This window comes from Pelagerythrobacter aerophilus, from assembly GCF_003581645.1.
In the GTDB taxonomy this organism is placed as follows: Bacteria; Pseudomonadota; Alphaproteobacteria; order Sphingomonadales; family Sphingomonadaceae; genus Pelagerythrobacter; species Pelagerythrobacter aerophilus.
In genome coordinates this window covers 242,588-260,036 of sequence record NZ_QXFK01000014.1, presented here as the reverse complement: position 1 = coordinate 260,036, position 17,449 = coordinate 242,588, and the positions used below count along the sequence as shown (strand labels likewise).

16 protein-coding genes, 1 tRNA gene and 1 pseudogene are annotated in these 17,449 nt (G+C 64.4%); 12 read left to right on the top strand and 6 right to left on the bottom strand.

Going from position 1 to position 17,449, the window contains the following annotated elements:
- The first annotated feature begins 109 nt into the window (after positions 1-109).
- Both D2V04_RS05095 and D2V04_RS18345 read left to right on the top strand, forming a co-directional pair.
- Entirely contained in the window at positions 110-1,972 is a 1,863-nt protein-coding gene (locus D2V04_RS05095; RefSeq protein ID WP_119512200.1) for a cation:proton antiporter domain-containing protein, read from the top strand.
- A gap of 123 nt (positions 1,973-2,095) precedes the next feature.
- Positions 2,096-2,398: pseudogene (locus tag D2V04_RS18345) on the top strand (sulfotransferase-like domain-containing protein); the annotation flags it as partial.
- A 39-nt stretch (positions 2,399-2,437) separates the two neighbouring features.
- Here D2V04_RS18345 and D2V04_RS05080 read toward each other — a convergent pair.
- On the bottom strand, positions 2,438-2,659 hold the full coding sequence (locus D2V04_RS05080; RefSeq protein WP_147391772.1) for a hypothetical protein: 222 nt from the start codon (positions 2,657-2,659) through the stop codon (positions 2,438-2,440).
- A 67-nt stretch (positions 2,660-2,726) separates the two neighbouring features.
- A tRNA-Ser gene (locus D2V04_RS05075) sits at positions 2,727-2,816 on the bottom strand.
- A 124-nt stretch (positions 2,817-2,940) separates the two neighbouring features.
- On the opposite strand from D2V04_RS05075, the gene D2V04_RS05070 reads away from it, so the two are divergent.
- From D2V04_RS05070 to mazG, 10 genes are read left to right on the top strand one after another with little or no spacing between them, the layout of a single operon-like run.
- The gene (locus D2V04_RS05070; protein ID WP_119512198.1) at positions 2,941-3,963 is read left to right on the top strand and encodes a lytic murein transglycosylase; all 1,023 of its coding nucleotides are present in this window, start codon (positions 2,941-2,943) and stop codon (positions 3,961-3,963) included.
- Positions 3,947-4,903, top strand: coding sequence for an SPOR domain-containing protein (locus D2V04_RS05065; RefSeq protein WP_119512197.1), 957 nt, complete (start codon positions 3,947-3,949; stop codon positions 4,901-4,903). The genes D2V04_RS05070 and D2V04_RS05065 overlap by 17 nt, the downstream gene beginning before the upstream one ends.
- Before the next feature lie 33 nt (positions 4,904-4,936).
- Entirely contained in the window at positions 4,937-6,097 is a 1,161-nt protein-coding gene (locus D2V04_RS05060; protein ID WP_228766271.1) for a D-alanyl-D-alanine carboxypeptidase family protein, read from the top strand.
- On the top strand, positions 6,094-6,732 hold the full coding sequence (gene tmk / locus D2V04_RS05055; protein WP_119512196.1) for a dTMP kinase: 639 nt from the start codon (positions 6,094-6,096) through the stop codon (positions 6,730-6,732). Before D2V04_RS05060 ends, tmk begins: the two co-directional genes overlap by 4 nt.
- Positions 6,733-6,734: 2 nt before the next feature.
- A complete protein-coding gene (locus D2V04_RS05050; RefSeq protein WP_119512195.1) occupies positions 6,735-7,694 on the top strand; it encodes a DNA polymerase III subunit delta' in 960 nt (319 codons plus the stop codon).
- Entirely contained in the window at positions 7,687-9,246 is a 1,560-nt protein-coding gene (metG, locus tag D2V04_RS05045) for a methionine--tRNA ligase (protein ID WP_119512194.1), read from the top strand. Before D2V04_RS05050 ends, metG begins: the two co-directional genes overlap by 8 nt.
- The gene (locus D2V04_RS05040) at positions 9,246-10,022 is read left to right on the top strand and encodes a TatD family hydrolase (protein ID WP_119512193.1); all 777 of its coding nucleotides are present in this window, start codon (positions 9,246-9,248) and stop codon (positions 10,020-10,022) included. Before metG ends, D2V04_RS05040 begins: the two co-directional genes overlap by 1 nt.
- Positions 10,019-10,786: an MBL fold metallo-hydrolase gene (locus tag D2V04_RS05035; RefSeq protein ID WP_119512192.1), complete on the top strand. Its 768-nt coding sequence runs from the start codon at positions 10,019-10,021 to the stop codon at positions 10,784-10,786. The genes D2V04_RS05040 and D2V04_RS05035 overlap by 4 nt, the downstream gene beginning before the upstream one ends.
- Positions 10,783-10,953, top strand: coding sequence for a hypothetical protein (locus D2V04_RS17880; protein ID WP_182849668.1), 171 nt, complete (start codon positions 10,783-10,785; stop codon positions 10,951-10,953). Before D2V04_RS05035 ends, D2V04_RS17880 begins: the two co-directional genes overlap by 4 nt.
- Positions 10,954-11,006: 53 nt before the next feature.
- Positions 11,007-11,765, top strand: coding sequence for a nucleoside triphosphate pyrophosphohydrolase (gene mazG, locus D2V04_RS05030; RefSeq protein ID WP_119512191.1), 759 nt, complete (start codon positions 11,007-11,009; stop codon positions 11,763-11,765).
- Here the strand turns inward: mazG and hflX are convergent.
- The 4 genes from hflX to D2V04_RS05010 all read right to left on the bottom strand — a co-directional run bounded on the left by hflX (position 11,762) and on the right by D2V04_RS05010 (position 17,351).
- Complete coding sequence (hflX, locus tag D2V04_RS05025; RefSeq protein WP_449015108.1) at positions 11,762-13,027, bottom strand: GTPase HflX; 1,266 nt, start codon at positions 13,025-13,027, stop codon at positions 11,762-11,764. The two genes, mazG and hflX, sit on opposite strands and share 4 nt — an antisense overlap.
- A gap of 53 nt (positions 13,028-13,080) precedes the next feature.
- The gene (gene hfq, locus D2V04_RS05020) at positions 13,081-13,641 is read right to left on the bottom strand and encodes an RNA chaperone Hfq (RefSeq protein WP_119512598.1); all 561 of its coding nucleotides are present in this window, start codon (positions 13,639-13,641) and stop codon (positions 13,081-13,083) included.
- A gap of 145 nt (positions 13,642-13,786) precedes the next feature.
- Positions 13,787-15,172, bottom strand: coding sequence for a nitrogen assimilation response regulator NtrX (gene ntrX, locus D2V04_RS05015; RefSeq protein WP_119512189.1), 1,386 nt, complete (start codon positions 15,170-15,172; stop codon positions 13,787-13,789).
- Positions 15,173-15,194: 22 nt separating this feature from the next.
- Positions 15,195-17,351 (bottom strand): sensor histidine kinase, encoded by a 2,157-nt coding sequence (locus tag D2V04_RS05010; protein WP_228766270.1) that lies wholly within the window; start codon positions 17,349-17,351, stop codon positions 15,195-15,197.
- Between the last annotated feature and the right edge of the window lie 98 nt (positions 17,352-17,449).

Genomic DNA, 17,449 nt, shown 5'->3' with positions numbered 1-17,449 from the left:
GGCCGGCCTAGGCTCGGGCCTTAGACGAAGGCGGAAAGACGTCCGGGAGCGGTCTGAGGTACCGGCGTGCGCCGGGACTCGCGAGTGGTAACCGAGCGAGGAGGGTGAGATGACCGAGTTCCTGATTCTCGCCTTCGTGATCATGATGGCGGGCGTGGTGGCCGTGCCGCTCGCCACCCGGTTCGGGTTGGGATCGGTGCTCGGCTATCTTCTCGCGGGGATGGCGATTTCACCATTGCTCGGCGCCCTTCGGGTCGACGTGGGTGCTCTGCAGGCCTTCGCCGAGTTCGGCGTGGTCATGATGCTGTTCATCGTCGGGCTGGAGCTCGAGCCGAAGAAGCTGTGGGAAATGCGCCGGCGCCTTGTCGGACTTGGGGGCGGGCAGGTCCTGCTGACCACGCTTGCGCTCGCCGGCGCGATGATGGCCGCGGGACAGGAGTGGCGCACCGCGCTCGCGATCGGGATGGTACTCGCCCTCTCGTCCACCGCAATCATCGTGCAGACGCTCACCGAAAAGGGGCTGCTGAAGAGCGAGGGCGGTGAAGCAAGCTTTTCAGTCCTGCTCTTTCAGGATGTGGCGGTCATTCCAATGCTCGCCATCTTGCCGTTTCTTGCCTTGCCCGAACTCGCTACGGCAGGGGCCGCAAGCGCGGAAGCCGCTCATGGCCACGGCGGCGGCTTCAACCTGACCGAAGGCATGCCGGTCTGGCTCTCCGGCTTGACGACGCTTGCCGCGGTCGGAGCGGTCGTGCTTATCGGCACCTATCTCACCCGGCCGGTCTTCCGCTTCATCGCTGCGGCGCACTTGCGCGAATTGTTCACCGCCACGGCGCTCGTCTTCGTGATCGGCATCGCGCTGCTGATGACGATCGTCGGCCTCTCGCCCGCGCTCGGCACTTTTCTGGCAGGGGTGGTACTGGCGAACAGCGAATACCGGCACGAGCTTGAAAGTGACATCGAGCCGTTCAAGGGCCTGCTGCTGGGCCTGTTCTTCATTACCGTCGGGGCGGGAATCGACTTCACACTGGCGATGGAGAACTGGAACACGGTTCTGTTCTGGGCAGCGGTCGTGATCGCGGTGAAGGCCGCGGTTCTGGCGTTGATCGCGCGCGTGGCCGGAATCCGGCGTCAGGCGTCTTGGCTCTTCTCTCTCAGCCTGGCGCAGGCGGGGGAATTCGCGTTCGTGTTGATCGGTTTTGCCGTGGCCAATTTCGTCCTCGACGGCGAAACCGCGGACATGCTGCTGCTGATCGTGGCGCTCACGATGCTCGCCACACCGCTGCTGTTCATCGCCTATAGCAGACTGATCGAGGCAGCCTATTGCCGCGGGGAAGAGCGCGAGGCGGACACGATCGAGGAGGAAAACCCGATCATCATCGCAGGCCGCGGCCGGGTCGGAGGGATCGTCGACCGAATGCTCGACGCCGCAGGACGCCGGGCGACGGTGATCGACTACGATTCAACGCATCTCGAGCATCTCAAGAAGTTCGGCGTGAAGAGCTATTTCGGTGACGCGACCCGGCCCGACTTGCTGGCTTCAGCCGGGATCGCGCGTGCGAAGCTGCTGATCGTGGCACTCGACGAGCGTGAGCAGATCGACAAGCTCGTGCAGTATGCGATCAAGAATTTCCCGCAGCTCCATGTCATCGCGCGCGCCATCGATCGTGACCATGTCTATCATTTGTGGGCGATGGGATGCCGCGACGTGATCCGCGAGACCTACGACGCTGCGATCCGCATGGGCCGCTCCGCCTATGAAGCGCTCGGCGCCGACCGGCAGGCGGCCCGCGCGATGGCGGATGCGTTCGAGGAAATGGACCGCACTTCGATGCGTGAAGTCGCGGACCTCTACCGGCTCGATATTCCCGCCTACGAGAACGAACCCCTGCTCGCCAAGATCAGGGAATTGCGCGCCGAATGGGATCCGAAGCTGCGCGAGATGATGGACGACATCGTCCAGAGAGGGCACTGAGCGAATGACGCGGGCACGCACCACTACGTTCCGGATGGGCGAAACGAGACTATTCTGATCGACGTGAACGGCGAGCATTTCCCGCGTGCCGAAGCGAAAGTCAGCGTGTTCGACAGCGGTTTCATGCTCGGCGATGGCGTGTGGGAAGGCATCAGGCTGCATCGCGGCCACCTTGCTTTCCTCGACCGGCATCTCGACCGCCTGTGGCGCGGCGCGAAGGCGATCCATATCTCGATCGCCTCGCGCGGGATGTCGCGGGAGGGCGCGGCCGTGACGATCCGCATCGCCATGTGGTCCGGCCCGCGCAACATCTCGACCGCGATGATGCGCAGCTTCTCCTCGCGAGCCGATTGCGCCGTCTCGGACGAACCGTTCTACGGAGCATTCCTCAAAGCGACGGGGGAGCCGCATCCGATGGCGGCGGAAACGATCGCCACGATGGACTGCGGAGGCTTGTCGGGCCGACTACGAAGCGCTCCGGCGCCACGCGATAACCGCCTGACAGCGGTTCGGCGAGAAAACGGGGCGCTCTGTCGACGGGGCCGCTTCCGCTTGGCTGGCCACGCGTTTCTCCATCGAAGGAGAGGTGCGATGGAATTCGAGATCGACGATGACCCGCAGGATCACGATGGCGACCGCTGCGAGGCGAACCGGACGGGCGGCGTGCGCGAAGATCATCTGCTGCACACGCGCAGCGAGCACAGACCCTCTAAGGCCAATCGGGCGGACCCTCCACCGCATTTCAGGCTGAAGGTGGCGGACAGGGTGGGATTCGAACCCACGGTGGGCGTTAACCCACGGCGGTTTTCAAGACCGCTGCCTTAAACCACTCGGCCACCTGTCCGCTGATTGCGCCCGCTAGCGCCTACGCGGGCGCTTGTCATCATCGGCGAGGCGGTTCGGCCTTCGCGACATCGTAAACATCGAAAATCATTTGCGGTTAAACTGGGCTCTGCCACAACGTTCGCATGATCAAGCGCGCCTTTCTGAATCTCGCCCTCTCCGCCGCGGTATTCACACCTGCGGTTCCTGCCACAGCGCAGGACATGCCTTTCGACACTTATCTGCAGCAGTTGGCGGCGCAGGCGCGGGCGGAAGGCGTCAGCGAAGCGACGATCGCGCGCATGACCCAGGGGCTTCAGCCCAATCACCGCGTAATCGAACTCGATCGCGGGCAGCCGGGATCGTCGTCGAGCGGTAGCGGGTACCCTCCGCTATCCTCCTACATCGATAGTCACGTTGACGCGGCCCGTATCAATGGCGGCCGGCGCGCCTATTCCTCCTCGCTCGGCACAATCCGGGCGATAGAGCGCGAGTATGGCGTGCCCGGCGAGGTCCTGGTCGCTATCTGGGGACATGAAACCGCCTATGGCGCGGTTACCGGAAGCTTCGACCTCGCCCAGGCGCTTGCCACCCTTGCCTGGGAAGGACGCCGCCGGGAGCTGTTCGCGGGCGAGTTCATCGACCTGCTCAAGGTCGCCGACAAGGGCTATCCTCGCTCGCAGCTCCGGGGAAGCTGGGCCGGCGCGTTCGGCAATCCGCAGTTCCTGCCGAGCGTCTATCTGCGCCTGGCTGCCGACGGCGACGGCGACGGACGGGCGAACATCTTCAACAACAGCGCCGATACGCTCGCGTCGATTGCCAACTATTTCCGCGATGCAGGCTGGCGGGCCGGGCAGCCCTGGGGCGTGCGCGCGTCGGTGCCGAGCGGGTTCAACTGGTCCGCCGTGCGCAGCAAGGTCGCCTCGCCCGTGTGCCCGCGCGTGCATGAACGGCATAGCCAGTGGCGGACCGTGGGCGAGTGGCGGGCGCTTGGCGTTCAGCCGCAGCGCCCGCTGGACGACAGCGTGATGGCCTCGCTCTTTCAGCCCGATGGGCCAGGGACTCCGGCCTGGCTCTTAACGGCAAATTATAGGGTTATCCTCGAATACAACTGCTCGAACTACTACGCGATGAGTGTGGGATTGCTTGCAGATGAGATTGCCCGATGATCTGTTTCGTGGAGCCGCCGCGCTCGCGCTGAGCGCTGTGCTGGCGGGGTGCGGCTCGGCGGGCGGAGGCGATCGTCCTGCTGCTGAAGCGGGATCGCCGCTCGCGGCGCAGCCGACCGGACCGGCGGCCGATTATCCCATGGTGCTCGGCGATCCGTTCACCATCGATGGGGTCGAATACGTTCCGACCGACGTGATGAACTACGATGAGGTCGGCTATCTTGCCGCCGACGATGCCGGCGCGGGCGTGACCGCGGCGCACAAGACCCTTCCGCTGCCGAGCTACGTCGAAGTCACCTCGCTTGAAACCGGGCGGACTATCCTCGCGCGGGTCGAACGGCGTGGGCCGATGTCGACCAAAAGGCTGGTCGCGTTATCGCCCGACGCGCTTACGCAGTTGGGGGCGAGCGAAGGCGCACCGGTGCGGGTCCGCCGGGTGAATCCGCCGGAAGTGCAGCGGGCCGACCTTCGCGCCGGCCGCACCGCGCCGCTGCGCATGGATACGCCGGAGACACTGCTCGGGGTCCTGCGCCGCAATCTGCCGAAGGAAGGGTCGGCCAGTCTTGCCGATGGGCACAAACCGCCCGTTCCTTCGGGCGTTCAGGTGGTGAGCGAGTCTGCTGCATCGAGGCTCACCGAACCCGTGGCGGCTCCGGTGGCGCAGTCCGGGGCGACCGCTCATCCGCTTCCGCCTCTGAACGAGGCGATCGCCGCGCAACCGGCAACACCTGCCGGTCGCTTCGTAGTCCAGGCCGCCGCCTTCTCGAGGAAGGAAAACGCCGATCGCGCGGCCGGCGCGCTGGGCGGGTTCGTCTCCAAGGCCGGGCGGTTCTACCGTGTCCGCATGGGGCCCTATACGACCCGTGGACAGGCCGAAGCCGCGCTCGCCAAGGTACGCGCTGCCGGTTATAGCGACGCGAGAGTGTCCACAGCAGGTTGATCCGCCGGCTTCCCGCCGGCGGCGGGAGCGCAATTGACCGGTCTTCTTCGATATTTCGCCGTGCTTCCCGTGCTGGCGCTTGCCAGTGCAGCGGGTAGCGCCGATCCCGAGCCGGGGACGGTGCAGCCGTTCCCCGGCGCGCCGATCGCGCTGCTCGTCGACCTCTCCTCCGGCCAGGTGCTGTTTTCGCGCGAGGCCGAGCGCCGTTTCATGCCCGCCTCGATCACCAAGGTGATGACGGCGTTTCTCGCCTTCGAGCTGATCGACGGCGGCAAACTCTCGCCCGGCCAGTCTTACATGATGAGCGAGAACGCCTACCGCGAATGGTACGGTAAGGGATCGCGCATGTTCCTGGACAGGAGCGAACCCGTCACGGTCGAAACTCTGCTGCTCGGCATCACGAGCGTCTCGGCGAACGATGCAGCGGTGGTGCTTGCCGAAGGCGCGGCAGGGTCGGTCGACAACTGGGTCGCGATGATGAACGCCAAGGCGCGCGAGATCGGGATGACCGACAGCCACTTTGGCACGCCCAATGGCTGGATGGACGAGGGGCGGACCTTCACGACCGCCAACGACCTGGCCGTTCTCGCGCGCGAGATGATCACTCGTCATCCCGACCTCTATCGCTTCTATTTCGGGCGGGAGGGCATGACGTATCGCGGGATCGCGCAGGCGAACCACGACCCGATCACCGGCCGGGTCAAAGGTGCAGACGGAATCAAGACCGGCTTCACCAATCAGGCGGGCTACGGCTTCCTCGGCAGCGCCGAACGGGATGGCCGGCGGCTGATAATGGTCGCGGCAACCGCACCGACCCCGCGCGACCGCAACGATGCCTCGGTCGCGATGATGGAATGGGGATTCGACGCTTTCGACACCCGCAAGCTCTACGCGCGCGGCGGTTATGTCGGCGAAGCCCTGGTGCAGGAAGGGGCCCGCAGCACAGTTCCACTGGTCGCGGCTGGGTCCATCCACGCGACCTTTCCCGAAGGGGTGAAGGCCACACCGCGCCTGACGATCCGCTATGAAGGTCCGCTCGAAGCACCACTGGAAGAGGGCGAGCGCGTGGCCGAGCTGGAAATTGCGGTCGAAGGCGCGCCGCCGTCGCGGGTGCCACTGCTGACGGGAGAGGCCGTCCCGCAGGCGAACACCTGGCAGCGGCTGGTGAACGGCGTCGTAGGCCTGTTTCGATGACCCGCGGCCGTTTCATTGCGTTCGAGGGCGGCGAGGGGACCGGCAAGTCCACCCAGGCGAAGATGCTCGCCGACACATTGGCCGCGCGCGGTATCGACGTTGAGTTGACGCGCGAGCCGGGCGGCACACCCGGCGCGGAGGCTATTCGCGGACTCTTGTTGGACCCGCCGGGGGAGGGATGGGGCGCACGCGCGGAAGCACTACTGTTCGCCGCGGCGCGTGCGGATCACGTCGCACGCCGCATCCGCCCTGCACTCGAGGAGGGCCGATGGGTCGTGTGCGACCGCTTCGTGGATTCGAGCAGAGCCTATCAGGGCAGCGCCGGCGGGCTCGGCGACGATGCCGTACGCGCGTTGCACGACATCGGCAGCGGTGGATTGCATCCGGACCTCGCCGTATTGATCAACGTCGCGCCCGATGTCGCAGCGACTCGCCTTGCTGCGCGCGACGCCGGACGGTCGGACGCGATCGGCGGGCGGGATGCCGCTTATCATGCGGAGGTGGCGGAGGCCTTCCGCCGTTTTGCGGATGCCGATCCTGCCGCTTTTGCCGTGGTGGAGGGCGCGGGAACGCCCCAAGAAGTCCATGCGCGCGTCCTCAAGATGGTCGAGCCGCTTTTGCGAAAGGCTGCGTGACGATGATGCTCGGTCACGATGAACCCTGGCGGCAATGGCGCGACGCCCTGCGGGGTGAGCGCATGCATCACGCCTGGCTCCTTGCGGGCAGACGTGGCCTCGGCAAGATGGGTTTCGCCGAGGCAGCCGCGCGCGAGCTTTGCGCCGAACCGGGCGTTCCCCAGCCCCAAGGCCCGCATCCCGACGTCCATATCCTCACGCGCCTGCCGAAGGACGAGAAGGAGGAGCGCAAGCGCGAGGAAGGCAAGCCCTACGAGGTCAAGCGCAACATCACCGTCGCACAGATCCGCGCGATGCAGCAGCGATTAACCACCCGGCCTACGTTGGGATCGCGGCGGGCCGTCATCATCGATCCCGCGGATGATCTTGAGAAGAGCGCGTCCAATGCGCTGCTCAAGAGCCTGGAGGAACCCCCGGCGGGCACCTTCTTCTTGCTCGTCGCACACAGGCCGGCCAAGCTCCTGCCGACGATCCGCTCGCGCTGTCGCGTAGTGCGGTTTCCAGCGCTCGCTGAGGCCGATCTGGCGGGCTGGCTTGCAGAGCAAGCGCCCGACATCGACGTCAAGACGCGCGAAGCCGCCGTGCGCGCCGCCAGCGGCTCTCCAGGGGCGGCGCTCGATTTCGTGGAGCGTGACCTGGCTCCGCTCGATGCGCTGATGACGCGGATCGTCCGGGAGGGCGACCAGAGCTTCGAACTGCGCGGACAGCTCGCGGAGGCGATCGGGGCGCGTCCGGACCGCGAGAGAATGGCCGCGATCCTCGATCTGGCCCGCTCGGTGCTCGCTGGCCAAATGGCCGGCGAGAGCAGAGTCGATTGGTCGAATCTGGTCGACGCGCATGCCGCGCTCGTCCGCCTCGCCGGGGAGGCTCCAACCTACAATTTCGATCCGGGTCTGCTGGTAATGGAGATCGGCACCTTGCTCGCCTCCGCCGCGCCCGCTAGCGAGCGCGCCGATGCCTGATCCTTTCTACATTACCACCGCAATCAATTATCCCAACGGCCGACCGCACATCGGCCATGCGTACGAAGCCGTTGCGGCGGATGTCGTCGCCCGGTTCCAGCGGGCCCTGGGGCGCGAAGTTCGCTTCCAGACCGGAACCGACGAGCACGGCCTCAAGATGGCGCGCAAGGCGGCCGAGCAGGGCAGGACCGCTCGCGAACTCGCCGACGAAATGGCTGGCTATTTCAAAGATATGGCGGACGTGCTTAACATCTCCTACGATCGCTTTATCCGCACCGTGGAAGAAGATCACCACCGCGCCAGTCAGGCAATCTGGCGGGCGATGGAGGCGAACGGCGACCTCTATCTCGACCGATACGAAGGCTGGTATTCCGTCCGCGACGAGGCCTACTACGATGAAAAAGAACTGGTCGAGGGCGAGGGCGGAGAGAGGCTCTCGCCGCAGGGTACGCCGGTGGAATGGACGGTCGAGGAAAGCTGGTTCTTCAGACTGTCCAAGTACCAGGAACCGCTGCTGGAACTGCTGCGGACGCCGGGCTTCGTCGAACCGGAGAGCCGCCGCAACGAGATGATCGCCTTCGTCTCGGGTGGTCTCAAGGATCTTTCGGTCAGCCGTACGAGCTTCGATTGGGGCGTGCCGGTGCCGGGCAGCGACGAGCACGTGATGTATGTCTGGGTCGATGCCCTGACCAACTACATCACCGGCCTCGGCTATCCCCACGACACCGAGCTTTGGCGCAAATTCTGGCCCGCCGATCTGCATCTAATCGGGAAGGACATCGTCCGCTTTCACACGGTTTACTGGCCGGCCTTCCTGATGAGTGCGGATCTGCCGCTGCCAAGGAAGGTTTTCGGGCACGGCTTCCTGCTCAACCGGGGCCAGAAAGAATCGAAATCGCTTGGCAACGTCACCGATCCGCTCGAACTGGCGGAGCGTTTCGGGGTCGACCCGCTGCGCTATTTCTTCCTGCGCGAGATCGCGTTCGGGCAAGACGGCAGCTATTCGCCCGAAGCGATCGTGACCCGCGCAAATGCCGAACTCGCAAACAGTTTCGGCAATCTGGCTCAACGTACTTTGTCCATGATTCACAAGAATATGGATGGCAAGCTTGCCACGTGCGAGTTGGACGCAGCGGACCTGGCGTTGATCGAGACGGTACGGACGGCCTGTTCCGAGGATCTGCCCCGTGAGTTCGAGCGGCTCAACTTCTCGGTCGGGCTGGAGGCTTGGATGCGGGCGGTCTTTGCCTGCAATCAGTATGTGGACGAGCAGGCCCCCTGGACGCTGCGCAAGACTAATCCCGCGCGGATGGCAGCGGTGCTGATGACGCTCTTCCGCTGCGTGCACGATCTGGCGATAGCGGTGCGACCCGTGGTGCCCAGCGCTGCCGACGCCTTGCTAGACCAAATGGGCGTCGCCCGGGACGCACGCGACTACGCCGCGATCGGGAACGACAGCTGGTTCGAAGCGCTCGTTGATCGCGGGTTCGCTCTCGACAAACCGGTCGGCGTGTTCCCGCGCCTCGAGTTGCCCGAGAACGAGACCGCCTGATGCTGATCGACAGCCACTGCCATCTCGAATACGAAGGACTGGCCGAAAACCAGCCCGACGTGCTCGCGCGTGCCCGAGCAGCCGGGGTAGTGGGCTTTCTCAACATCTCCACCCGCCGCAGTGAGTGGGAGAGGGTGGTCGGCACCGCGGAACGCGAGAGCGACGTCTGGGCGAGCGTCGGCATCCATCCGCACGAAGCCGATGCGCACGAGGATCTTGGCGCCGCGGAATTGCTTGCAGCAACGAAAAATCCGCGTGTGATCGGAATAGGCGAGACCGGGCTCGACTATTATTACGACAAGTCGGACCGCGTCGTGCAGCAGGCGCTCTTTCGCACACACATCGGCGTCGCGCGGGAAACCGGCTTGCCGGTGATTATCCACACGCGCGACGCAGAGGACGATACCGCCGCGATCCTCGCCGACGAAATGGAGAAGGGCGCTTTTCCGGCGCTGATCCACTGTTTCACCGCTTCGGCAGAGTTCGCGCGCAAGGTTCTGGATCTCGGCCTGACTATTTCTCTTTCAGGCATAGTGACTTTCAAGAACGCGTCCGAACTGCAGGAAATCGCGACCGAATTGCCGGCCGACCGCCTGCTGATCGAAACCGACAGTCCGTTCCTCGCGCCCGTGCCTCATCGCGGCAAGAAGTGCGAGCCGGCGTTCGTGCGCGACACGGCGCAGTTCGTCGCCGACCTGCGCGACGAGCCGATGGAGCAGCTTGCAGAGACGACCACACGCAACTTCTATCGCCTCTTTTCGAAGGCTAGCGCGTGAAGTGCATCCTGCTCGGCTCCGGCACGTCCACCGGCGTTCCGCGGATCGGCGACGACTGGGGCGACTGCGATCCAAATGAGCCGAAGAACCGGCGCACGCGTGTGTCGATACTGCTCGAGAGCGATGAAGGCCGCCGGATCCTGGTCGACACCTCGACCGACCTCCGCCAGCAGCTTCTCGCGAACCAGGTCGATGCGATCGACGCCGTGTTCTGGACCCACGATCATGCCGATCATTGCCACGGCATCGATGATCTGCGGGTGCTTCGCTATGGACGCGGCGGCCCCATTCCGGGCTACGCCGCCGCCACGACGGCCGACCGGCTGCGGCGGAGGTTCGACTACGTCTTTGCCGGGCAGCACGGCTATCCTACGATCGTGTCGTTGGAAGCGCTCGATCGGCTGAGACTGTGCGCCGGCTTCTCGATCGCATGGTGCCAGATGCCCCACGGGCCAGCGCAATCGACAGGTTTCCGCTTTGAAATCGACGGAAAATCCGTAGCTTATGCGACGGATTTCAGCGAAATACGCAGCGAGATGGTCGATACCTTTATGAATGTCGATCTGCTCGTCACCGATTGCCTGCGCCGCGAGCCGCATCCGACGCACGCACATCTTGCGATGGCGCTCGAACTTGCTGAGCGCTGCAACGCGCGCCAGACCGTCCTGACGCATCTCGACAAGAGTATGGATTACCGGGCTTTGTCTGAAGAAGTGCCGAAAGGCGTCTCGGTCGGCTACGACGGCATGGAGGTCGCGCTATGACAGATCTCGCTGCGCTTCAGATGGTCTCGTTGATCGGATGGCTCGTGGTCGCGGTCGCTGCGTACGCGTCCTTCCGGTTGGACTGGAAGAAGAGCGTGCGCATGGCGTTGTTGTGGATCGTGATCTTTGTCGGGGTCGCATTCCTGTTCTCGCTGATCGGCGGATAGGGCGCCTGGCTCCGCCGTCCTTTATTTTACATAATATATATTATCATTCCAGTATGACTGACCAACTGACCCGCCTCCTCCAGATCATGGCGACCCTCCGCGACCCCGAGCATGGCTGTGAGTGGGACCGCGCGCAGCGCTTTGAGACGATCGTGCCGCACACCATCGAAGAAGCGTACGAGGTGGCCGACGCCGTCGCACGCGGCGACGTGGCCGACATCCGCGATGAACTCGGCGATCTGCTATTCCAGGTCGTGTTCCAGGCACGGATCGCCGAGGAAGCCGGCCATTTCGAGTTCGACGACGTCGCGCGATCCATCGCCGACAAGCTCGAGGCTCGCCATCCGCATATCTTCGGCGATACCGACATGCCCGGCGGAATGCGCGAGGAACGCTGGGAAGCGCTCAAGGCGCAGGAACGCGCGGCCAAGGGCGCAGAAAGCGCGCTCGACGGCGTCGCGGCTGCGCTTCCCGCGCTCATGCGTGCAGAGAAACTCCAGAAGCGTGCCGCGCGCGCCGGCTTCGACTGGCCCGATCCGGGCGGGCCTCGCGCGAAAGTAATCGAGGAGATGGAGGAACTCGCCGACGCTGCTCCCGACGAGCAAGCCGCCGAAGCGGGCGATCTGCTGTTTGCCGCGGTCAACCTCGTGCGCGCTTACGGCGTTCCAGCCGAGGAAGCGCTGCGCGCCGCCAACGACAAGTTCGAACGCCGCTTCCGTGCCATGGAAGCTCTGGCGGCCGGCGCATTTCCGGATCTCTCGCTCGACGAGCAAGAGGCGCTTTGGCAGCAGGTCAAACGAAGCGAGCGTTAGCGCAGGCTGGCAAAGCGCCCGAATTCCTTCGGTGTCAGGCGCACCTGGAGCCGATGGACGGGGCCGCCCTCGCCCTCCTCCGCGCGGTCGCCAAGCACTTGCCCGTGTGCGTGGAGCCAGGCGATCTTCTGCCCCTCACCCGCCGGCAGCACGATCTCGTGCACTTTCGCACCCGCCGTCAGCAGGGCGTCGAGCCGAGTGAGTAGCTCTTCCACACCCTCGCCCGTTTCAGCAGAGATCGGGACGATATTCGGCTCACCGTCCGCGACCGCAAGCAGTTCCTCGAACGGCTCCTCAGGCAGCAGGTCGATCTTGTTCCAGGCTTCGACGATGGGAATGGTGCTTTCGCCCCCCTCCCCCTCGACGACGCCCAGGTCGGCGAGCACCTGAAGGACCTGCGTCTTCTGAGCACCGGCCGAAGGGTTCGCCATGTCGCGCACGTGGACGATCACGTCGGCACCCGTGACTTCCTCCAGAGTGGCACGAAAGGCCGCGACGAGCTGGGTCGGAAGATCGGAGATGAAGCCGACGGTGTCGGACAGGATCGCCTTCTCCACGCCCGGCAGGCGGATGGCGCGCATCGTCGGATCGAGAGTGGCAAAAAGGAGATCTTCCGCCATGACAGATTCGCCCGTTAGACGATTGAAAAGCGTAGATTTCCCGGCGTTAGTGTAACCAACCAATGCAATCACCGGCCAGGGTGCCCTGCCGCGTCTCTCACGGTGCAGCGTACGCGTCTTGCGTACTTGCTCCAGTTCCTTGCGCAGCCGCCCCATGCGCTGGCGGATCATCCGCCGGTCGGCCTCGATCTGCGTCTCGCCCGGGCCTCCGAGGAACCCGAAGCCGCCGCGCTGGCGCTCGAGGTGGGTCCACGACCGGACGAGACGGCTCTGCTGGTAATCGAGATGCGCGAGTTCGACTTGCAAACGGCCTTCGGCAGTCGCAGCACGTTCGCCGAATATCTCGAGGATCAGACCGGTGCGGTCGATCACTTTACGCTTCAGCGCCTCTTCCAGGTTGCGCTGCTGGATTGGCGACAGCGCGCCATCGACCACGACCAGCTCGGCCTCGTTCTGCTCACAGGCGACCGCGATATTCTCGACCTGACCCGCACCGAAGAGCGTGCCCGGTCGCACCTGGCGCACAGGCAGCACGAAGGCTTCGGCCACCACAATCCCGATAGCGAGCGCAAGCCCGCTTGCTTCGGCAAGACGTGCCTCGGCCTCGAGATCGTGGTGCTGCCCGCGAATATCCGGACACACGACCAGCGCCCGCGCGCCGCGCGAAACCTCACCGAGAAGGTTGTCGTCGAAGCTCAGTCGTCCTCGCCTTCGAAGTCGTCATCGTCGGTCAGATCGACGGGCGTTGCGGGCTGGATCGTCGAGATGGCATGCTTGTAGGCGAGCTGGACGTATCCGTCGCGCTCCAGCAGCATGCAAAAAAGATCGTAAGCCGCAATCGCGCCCTGCAGCATGACGCCGTTGACGAGGAACATCGTTACTTGCGCTTCCGCATCGCGCACGCGCGAAAGGAATACGTCCTGCAGCAAGCGCTGCTTCTTGCTCGAATCCTGGCTCGCAAACTGCGAGGCGTCCATCGGCTGCGCGGGCATGATCGTCGAGATCGCGTGCTTGTAGACCAGCTGTGACTGGCCGTCACGACGAAGCAGGATCGAGAAGTTGTCGAACCAGGTGACGATGCCCTGCAGCTTGACGCCCTTCACCAGGAACATGGTCACCGGCGTCTTGTTCTTGCGCAGAATGTTCAGAAACGCGTCCTGCAGATTTGCCTGACGGCCCTGCTGCTTCGCTTCTTCGGCCGGCTTTGACTCAGGCTTGGATCGGGGACGCGCGGAAAGCGTCTGTCCGGTAGGCATGGCTGCTTCCTTCTTCTTGGCGGCCGCCCTTGCGGTCCGCATTCTGGCCACGGCCCGAAAGCCGCCGCCGCATTAGATAACCGATTATGCCGCGATTGGTGCCCGCGAGCAAATCGTTATTGTGTGTGCTGCAATCCGATGCCGTTCAAACCTTCCGATCCGATGCATGCCGCTCGCCCATTCCGAGCAGCTTCAGTTTGCGGTGCAGTGCCGAGCGTTCCATCCCGATGAAGCTCGCCGTCTTCGAAATATTGCCCGAAAAACGCCGGATCTGGATGCTCAGATACTCGCGCTCGAACGTTTCGCGCGCCTCACGCAGGGGGACCCCCATCAGCGTGGAAAGGCCATTTGCGCCCCCCAGCTTGCCGCCCGTAACCTCGCTCGGCAGCATCTCGGCCTCGATCACTTCCAGGTTCTCGCGCGGGGAGAGAATCACTGTCCGCTCGACCACATTCCTCAACTGGCGGACGTTGCCGGGCCAATCGTAAGCCTGCAGCGCAGCCATCGCCTCCTCCGAAATGTCGGGAGCGGGTACGCCCTGCTCGGCGGCGTAGCGCGCAAAGAAATGCTGCGCGAGCGCCGGAATGTCGTCGCGGCGCTCGGCGAGCGAAGGAATGGCGACGGGCACCACGTTGAGGCGGTAGAACAGGTCCTCGCGAAAGCGCTTGTTCTCCATCTCCTCGGTCAGATCGCGCGAGGTCGAAGAGACGACCCGCACGTCAACGCCGATCTGCCGGTTGCCGCCCACACGGACGAAGGATTGTTCGGTCAGCACGCGCAGGATTCGCGCCTGGGTCGAAAGCGGCATGTCCGCCACTTCGTCGAGGTAGAGCGTTCCGCCGTCGGCAAGCTCGAGGAGACCGGGGCGGACGAGCTGACCGTCGGCCTCCTCGCCGAACAGTTCCTGCTCGAATCGTTCGGGCGTGATCCGCGCCGAATTGACGATGACGAAGGCGGAATCCGCACGCGCGCTCCAGCTATGCAGCAGCCGCGCCGCGACTTCCTTGCCCGCCCCCGCAGGCCCGCTGATGAGCACGCGGCTTCCCGTATTAGCGACCCGCTTCAGCGTCGCACGAACCTGGTTGATGGCCGGCGAATTACCGGTGAATTCCTCTCCATGCGAGAAACCCTGCCGCAGACGGGTGTTCTCCCGCCGCAGCCGCTCGGTCTCGGTCGCACGGCCGACGAGATGGAGCAGGCGCTCGGCTTCGAAGGGCTTCTCGATAAAATCCATCGCCCCGCGGCCGACCGCCGACACCGCAGTGTCGATATTGCCGTGGCCGGAGAAGATGATCACCGGCAGCTCGGGTTCGCGCTTCTTGATCTCATCGAGCACTTCGAGCCCGTCCATCGGGCTGCCGTGGAGCCATACGTCGAGCAGCACCAGGCTCGGACGGCGCTCGTCGATCGCGGCGAGCGCTCCGTTGCTGTCACCTGCCGTGCGGCATTCGTAGCCCTCGTCGCACAGGACGCCGGAGACGAGCTCGCGAATATCGCGTTCATCGTCGACGACGAGGATGTCTAGGGCCATAGGGCGAACTCCTTGTCATGCATCATTCTGCGGCTTCGCTCCCTTGCACCGCAGGTTCGCGCGTAAACCGCAGTGTTACGCGAGTGCCCCCACCCTCGGCGGTTGCGAAGATCATTTCCCCCCCGTGTTCCTCGACGATCTTGTTGACGATGGCGAGGCCGAGCCCCGTGCCCTTTTCGCGGGTCGTCACGTAGGGTTCGACGATGCGATCGCGATCCTGCGGCAGGCCGACGCCGTTGTCCTCGACCGTAACCGTCACATCGTCTTCGCCAGGGATGACGGCGACCGCGATCTGTCCGCGGAAATCCGGCTCTGCCTCGCGCACGCGTGCGTCCACAGCCTCGACGGCATTCTTGAGAACATTGGTAAGCGCCTGACCGACCTGGTGCCGATCACACGCGAGCGGGATCGGGCCGTCGCCTTCGTAGCTGAAACGGAAGTCGATCTCGGGATGGGCGACTTCCTGCAGGAAAAGCGCCTGCCGGACGAGATCGAGCGCGTCTTCCTTGCGGAAGACCGGCTTGGGAAGGCGCGCGAAGGATGAGAATTCGTCGACCATTTTCCGCAGGGCGCCCACCTGACGCACGATGGTGCTGGTCAGCTCGTCAAACAGCTCGCCGTCGCTGTCGATCTGCTTGCGATAGCGGCGCTTGAGACGCTCGGTGGCGAGCTGGATAGGCGTGAGGGGATTCTTGATCTCATGCGCGATCCGCCGCGCCACATCCGACCAGGCTGCCTGCCGCTGGTCGAGGAGCTGGCGCGTGATATCCTCGAACGTGATCACCTTGCCTTCGGAGAAGTCGGCGACCTTGACCGCCAGCGTCAGCAGCTCTCCGCCGACGGTCTGGTTTACGATCCCCCGATCAACGCCCCCGAGCACGAGTGTCGAGATCTGCGGGCTGAGCTGTTCGAGCGTGAGCCCGATGGGCGGCGGCGACGATTCTTCGATCAGCAACGCCTGCGCCGAGCTGTTCATCAGCAGGACCTGCCCATCCTGATCGACCGAGATCACCCCTGCGGTGACCGATTCGAGCACGGTTTCCATGAACGCACGGCGGTTTTCCAACTGGCGGTTGGCGCTGACGAGAGCGTCCGTCTGCTTCTCGATCTGCGCCGTCATCCGATTGAACGCGCGGTTGAGTAGGCCGATCTCGTCGGGCCCGGTTCGCCCCTCTACGCGTAGCGCGAAGTTGCCCGCGCCAACCTGACGCGCCGCGCCGACGAGGTCGGTGAGCGGCTCGACCTGCCGGTCTGCAAAGCGCAGGGCGAACCACACCGAAAGCGCAAGCAGCGCGAGCGACACGAAGAACAGCGCCAGATTGAAACGCAGCTGCAAGGCCCGAGCACGCTGCGTGAGCAGGTCGTATTTGGTGGAAATCGCGTTGGCGCGGTCCCACAGATCGAAGGCGAACGCTTGCGAATTTCGCGCGTTATAGAGGAATATTCCGCTTTCCTCATCGATCGCCGCGACGCCCTCGATGCGCTCCGAGCTGCCCTGCACGACAACCTGTTCGTCGCCCGCCACCCGGTCGAACAATGCGGGATCAAGCTCGGTCGGATCGTTGTCACTGACCAAGCCGAGCAGCGCCGCGGTGCGCAAGCTTCCGTCTGCCACGCGTTGGAGAATGGCCGATTCGTTGATCCCCCTCCCCTCCGCCTGATAGCGATAATAATCTTCGAACCCACCGTCGGTAAGAGAGCCACGCTGGAGATAGAATCGCAGGTCTGCAGCCATGGCTATGGTCTGGTTGGCGACCTCGAGCTGATTCTGCTCGTAATAGCCCTGTGCGAGCTCGTTGGCGTTGCGCATCAAGCCGCGTGAATCGTCGGAAAACCAGAAGTCTACGCCCGACTGAAACAGCACCGCCGCAAATGCTGCGACCAGCAACGTCGGGATTGCCGCGACAAGCGAGAAGAAGAACACGAGACGCACATGAAGCCGGGCCGTACTTCCAGCCGCGCGGCGGAGCGCGAGCCGTCGGCCGAAGAGCACGACCAGCGCCATCGCAGGCAGCAGCGTGCCGATCAGCAAGCTCGCTACTTGACCCGCAGGCACGAGTTGGCCATCCGGCGGCGCGCTTTCGAATGTAACCCAGGTCGTCGCCACCATGGCCGCCAGCGCGAGTGCGGCAGCAATCTCGAGCAGGAGGAAGAAATTCGACCGGCGCGAAGCGACCACGACGCGGCGCCATAATCGCGGCGCTCGCCTGGTCAACGGGAGTGTCGGTGCTGCCACAGTTGCAGGCTTACAACGCTCCTGTTGCAGTTTTGCAAGCT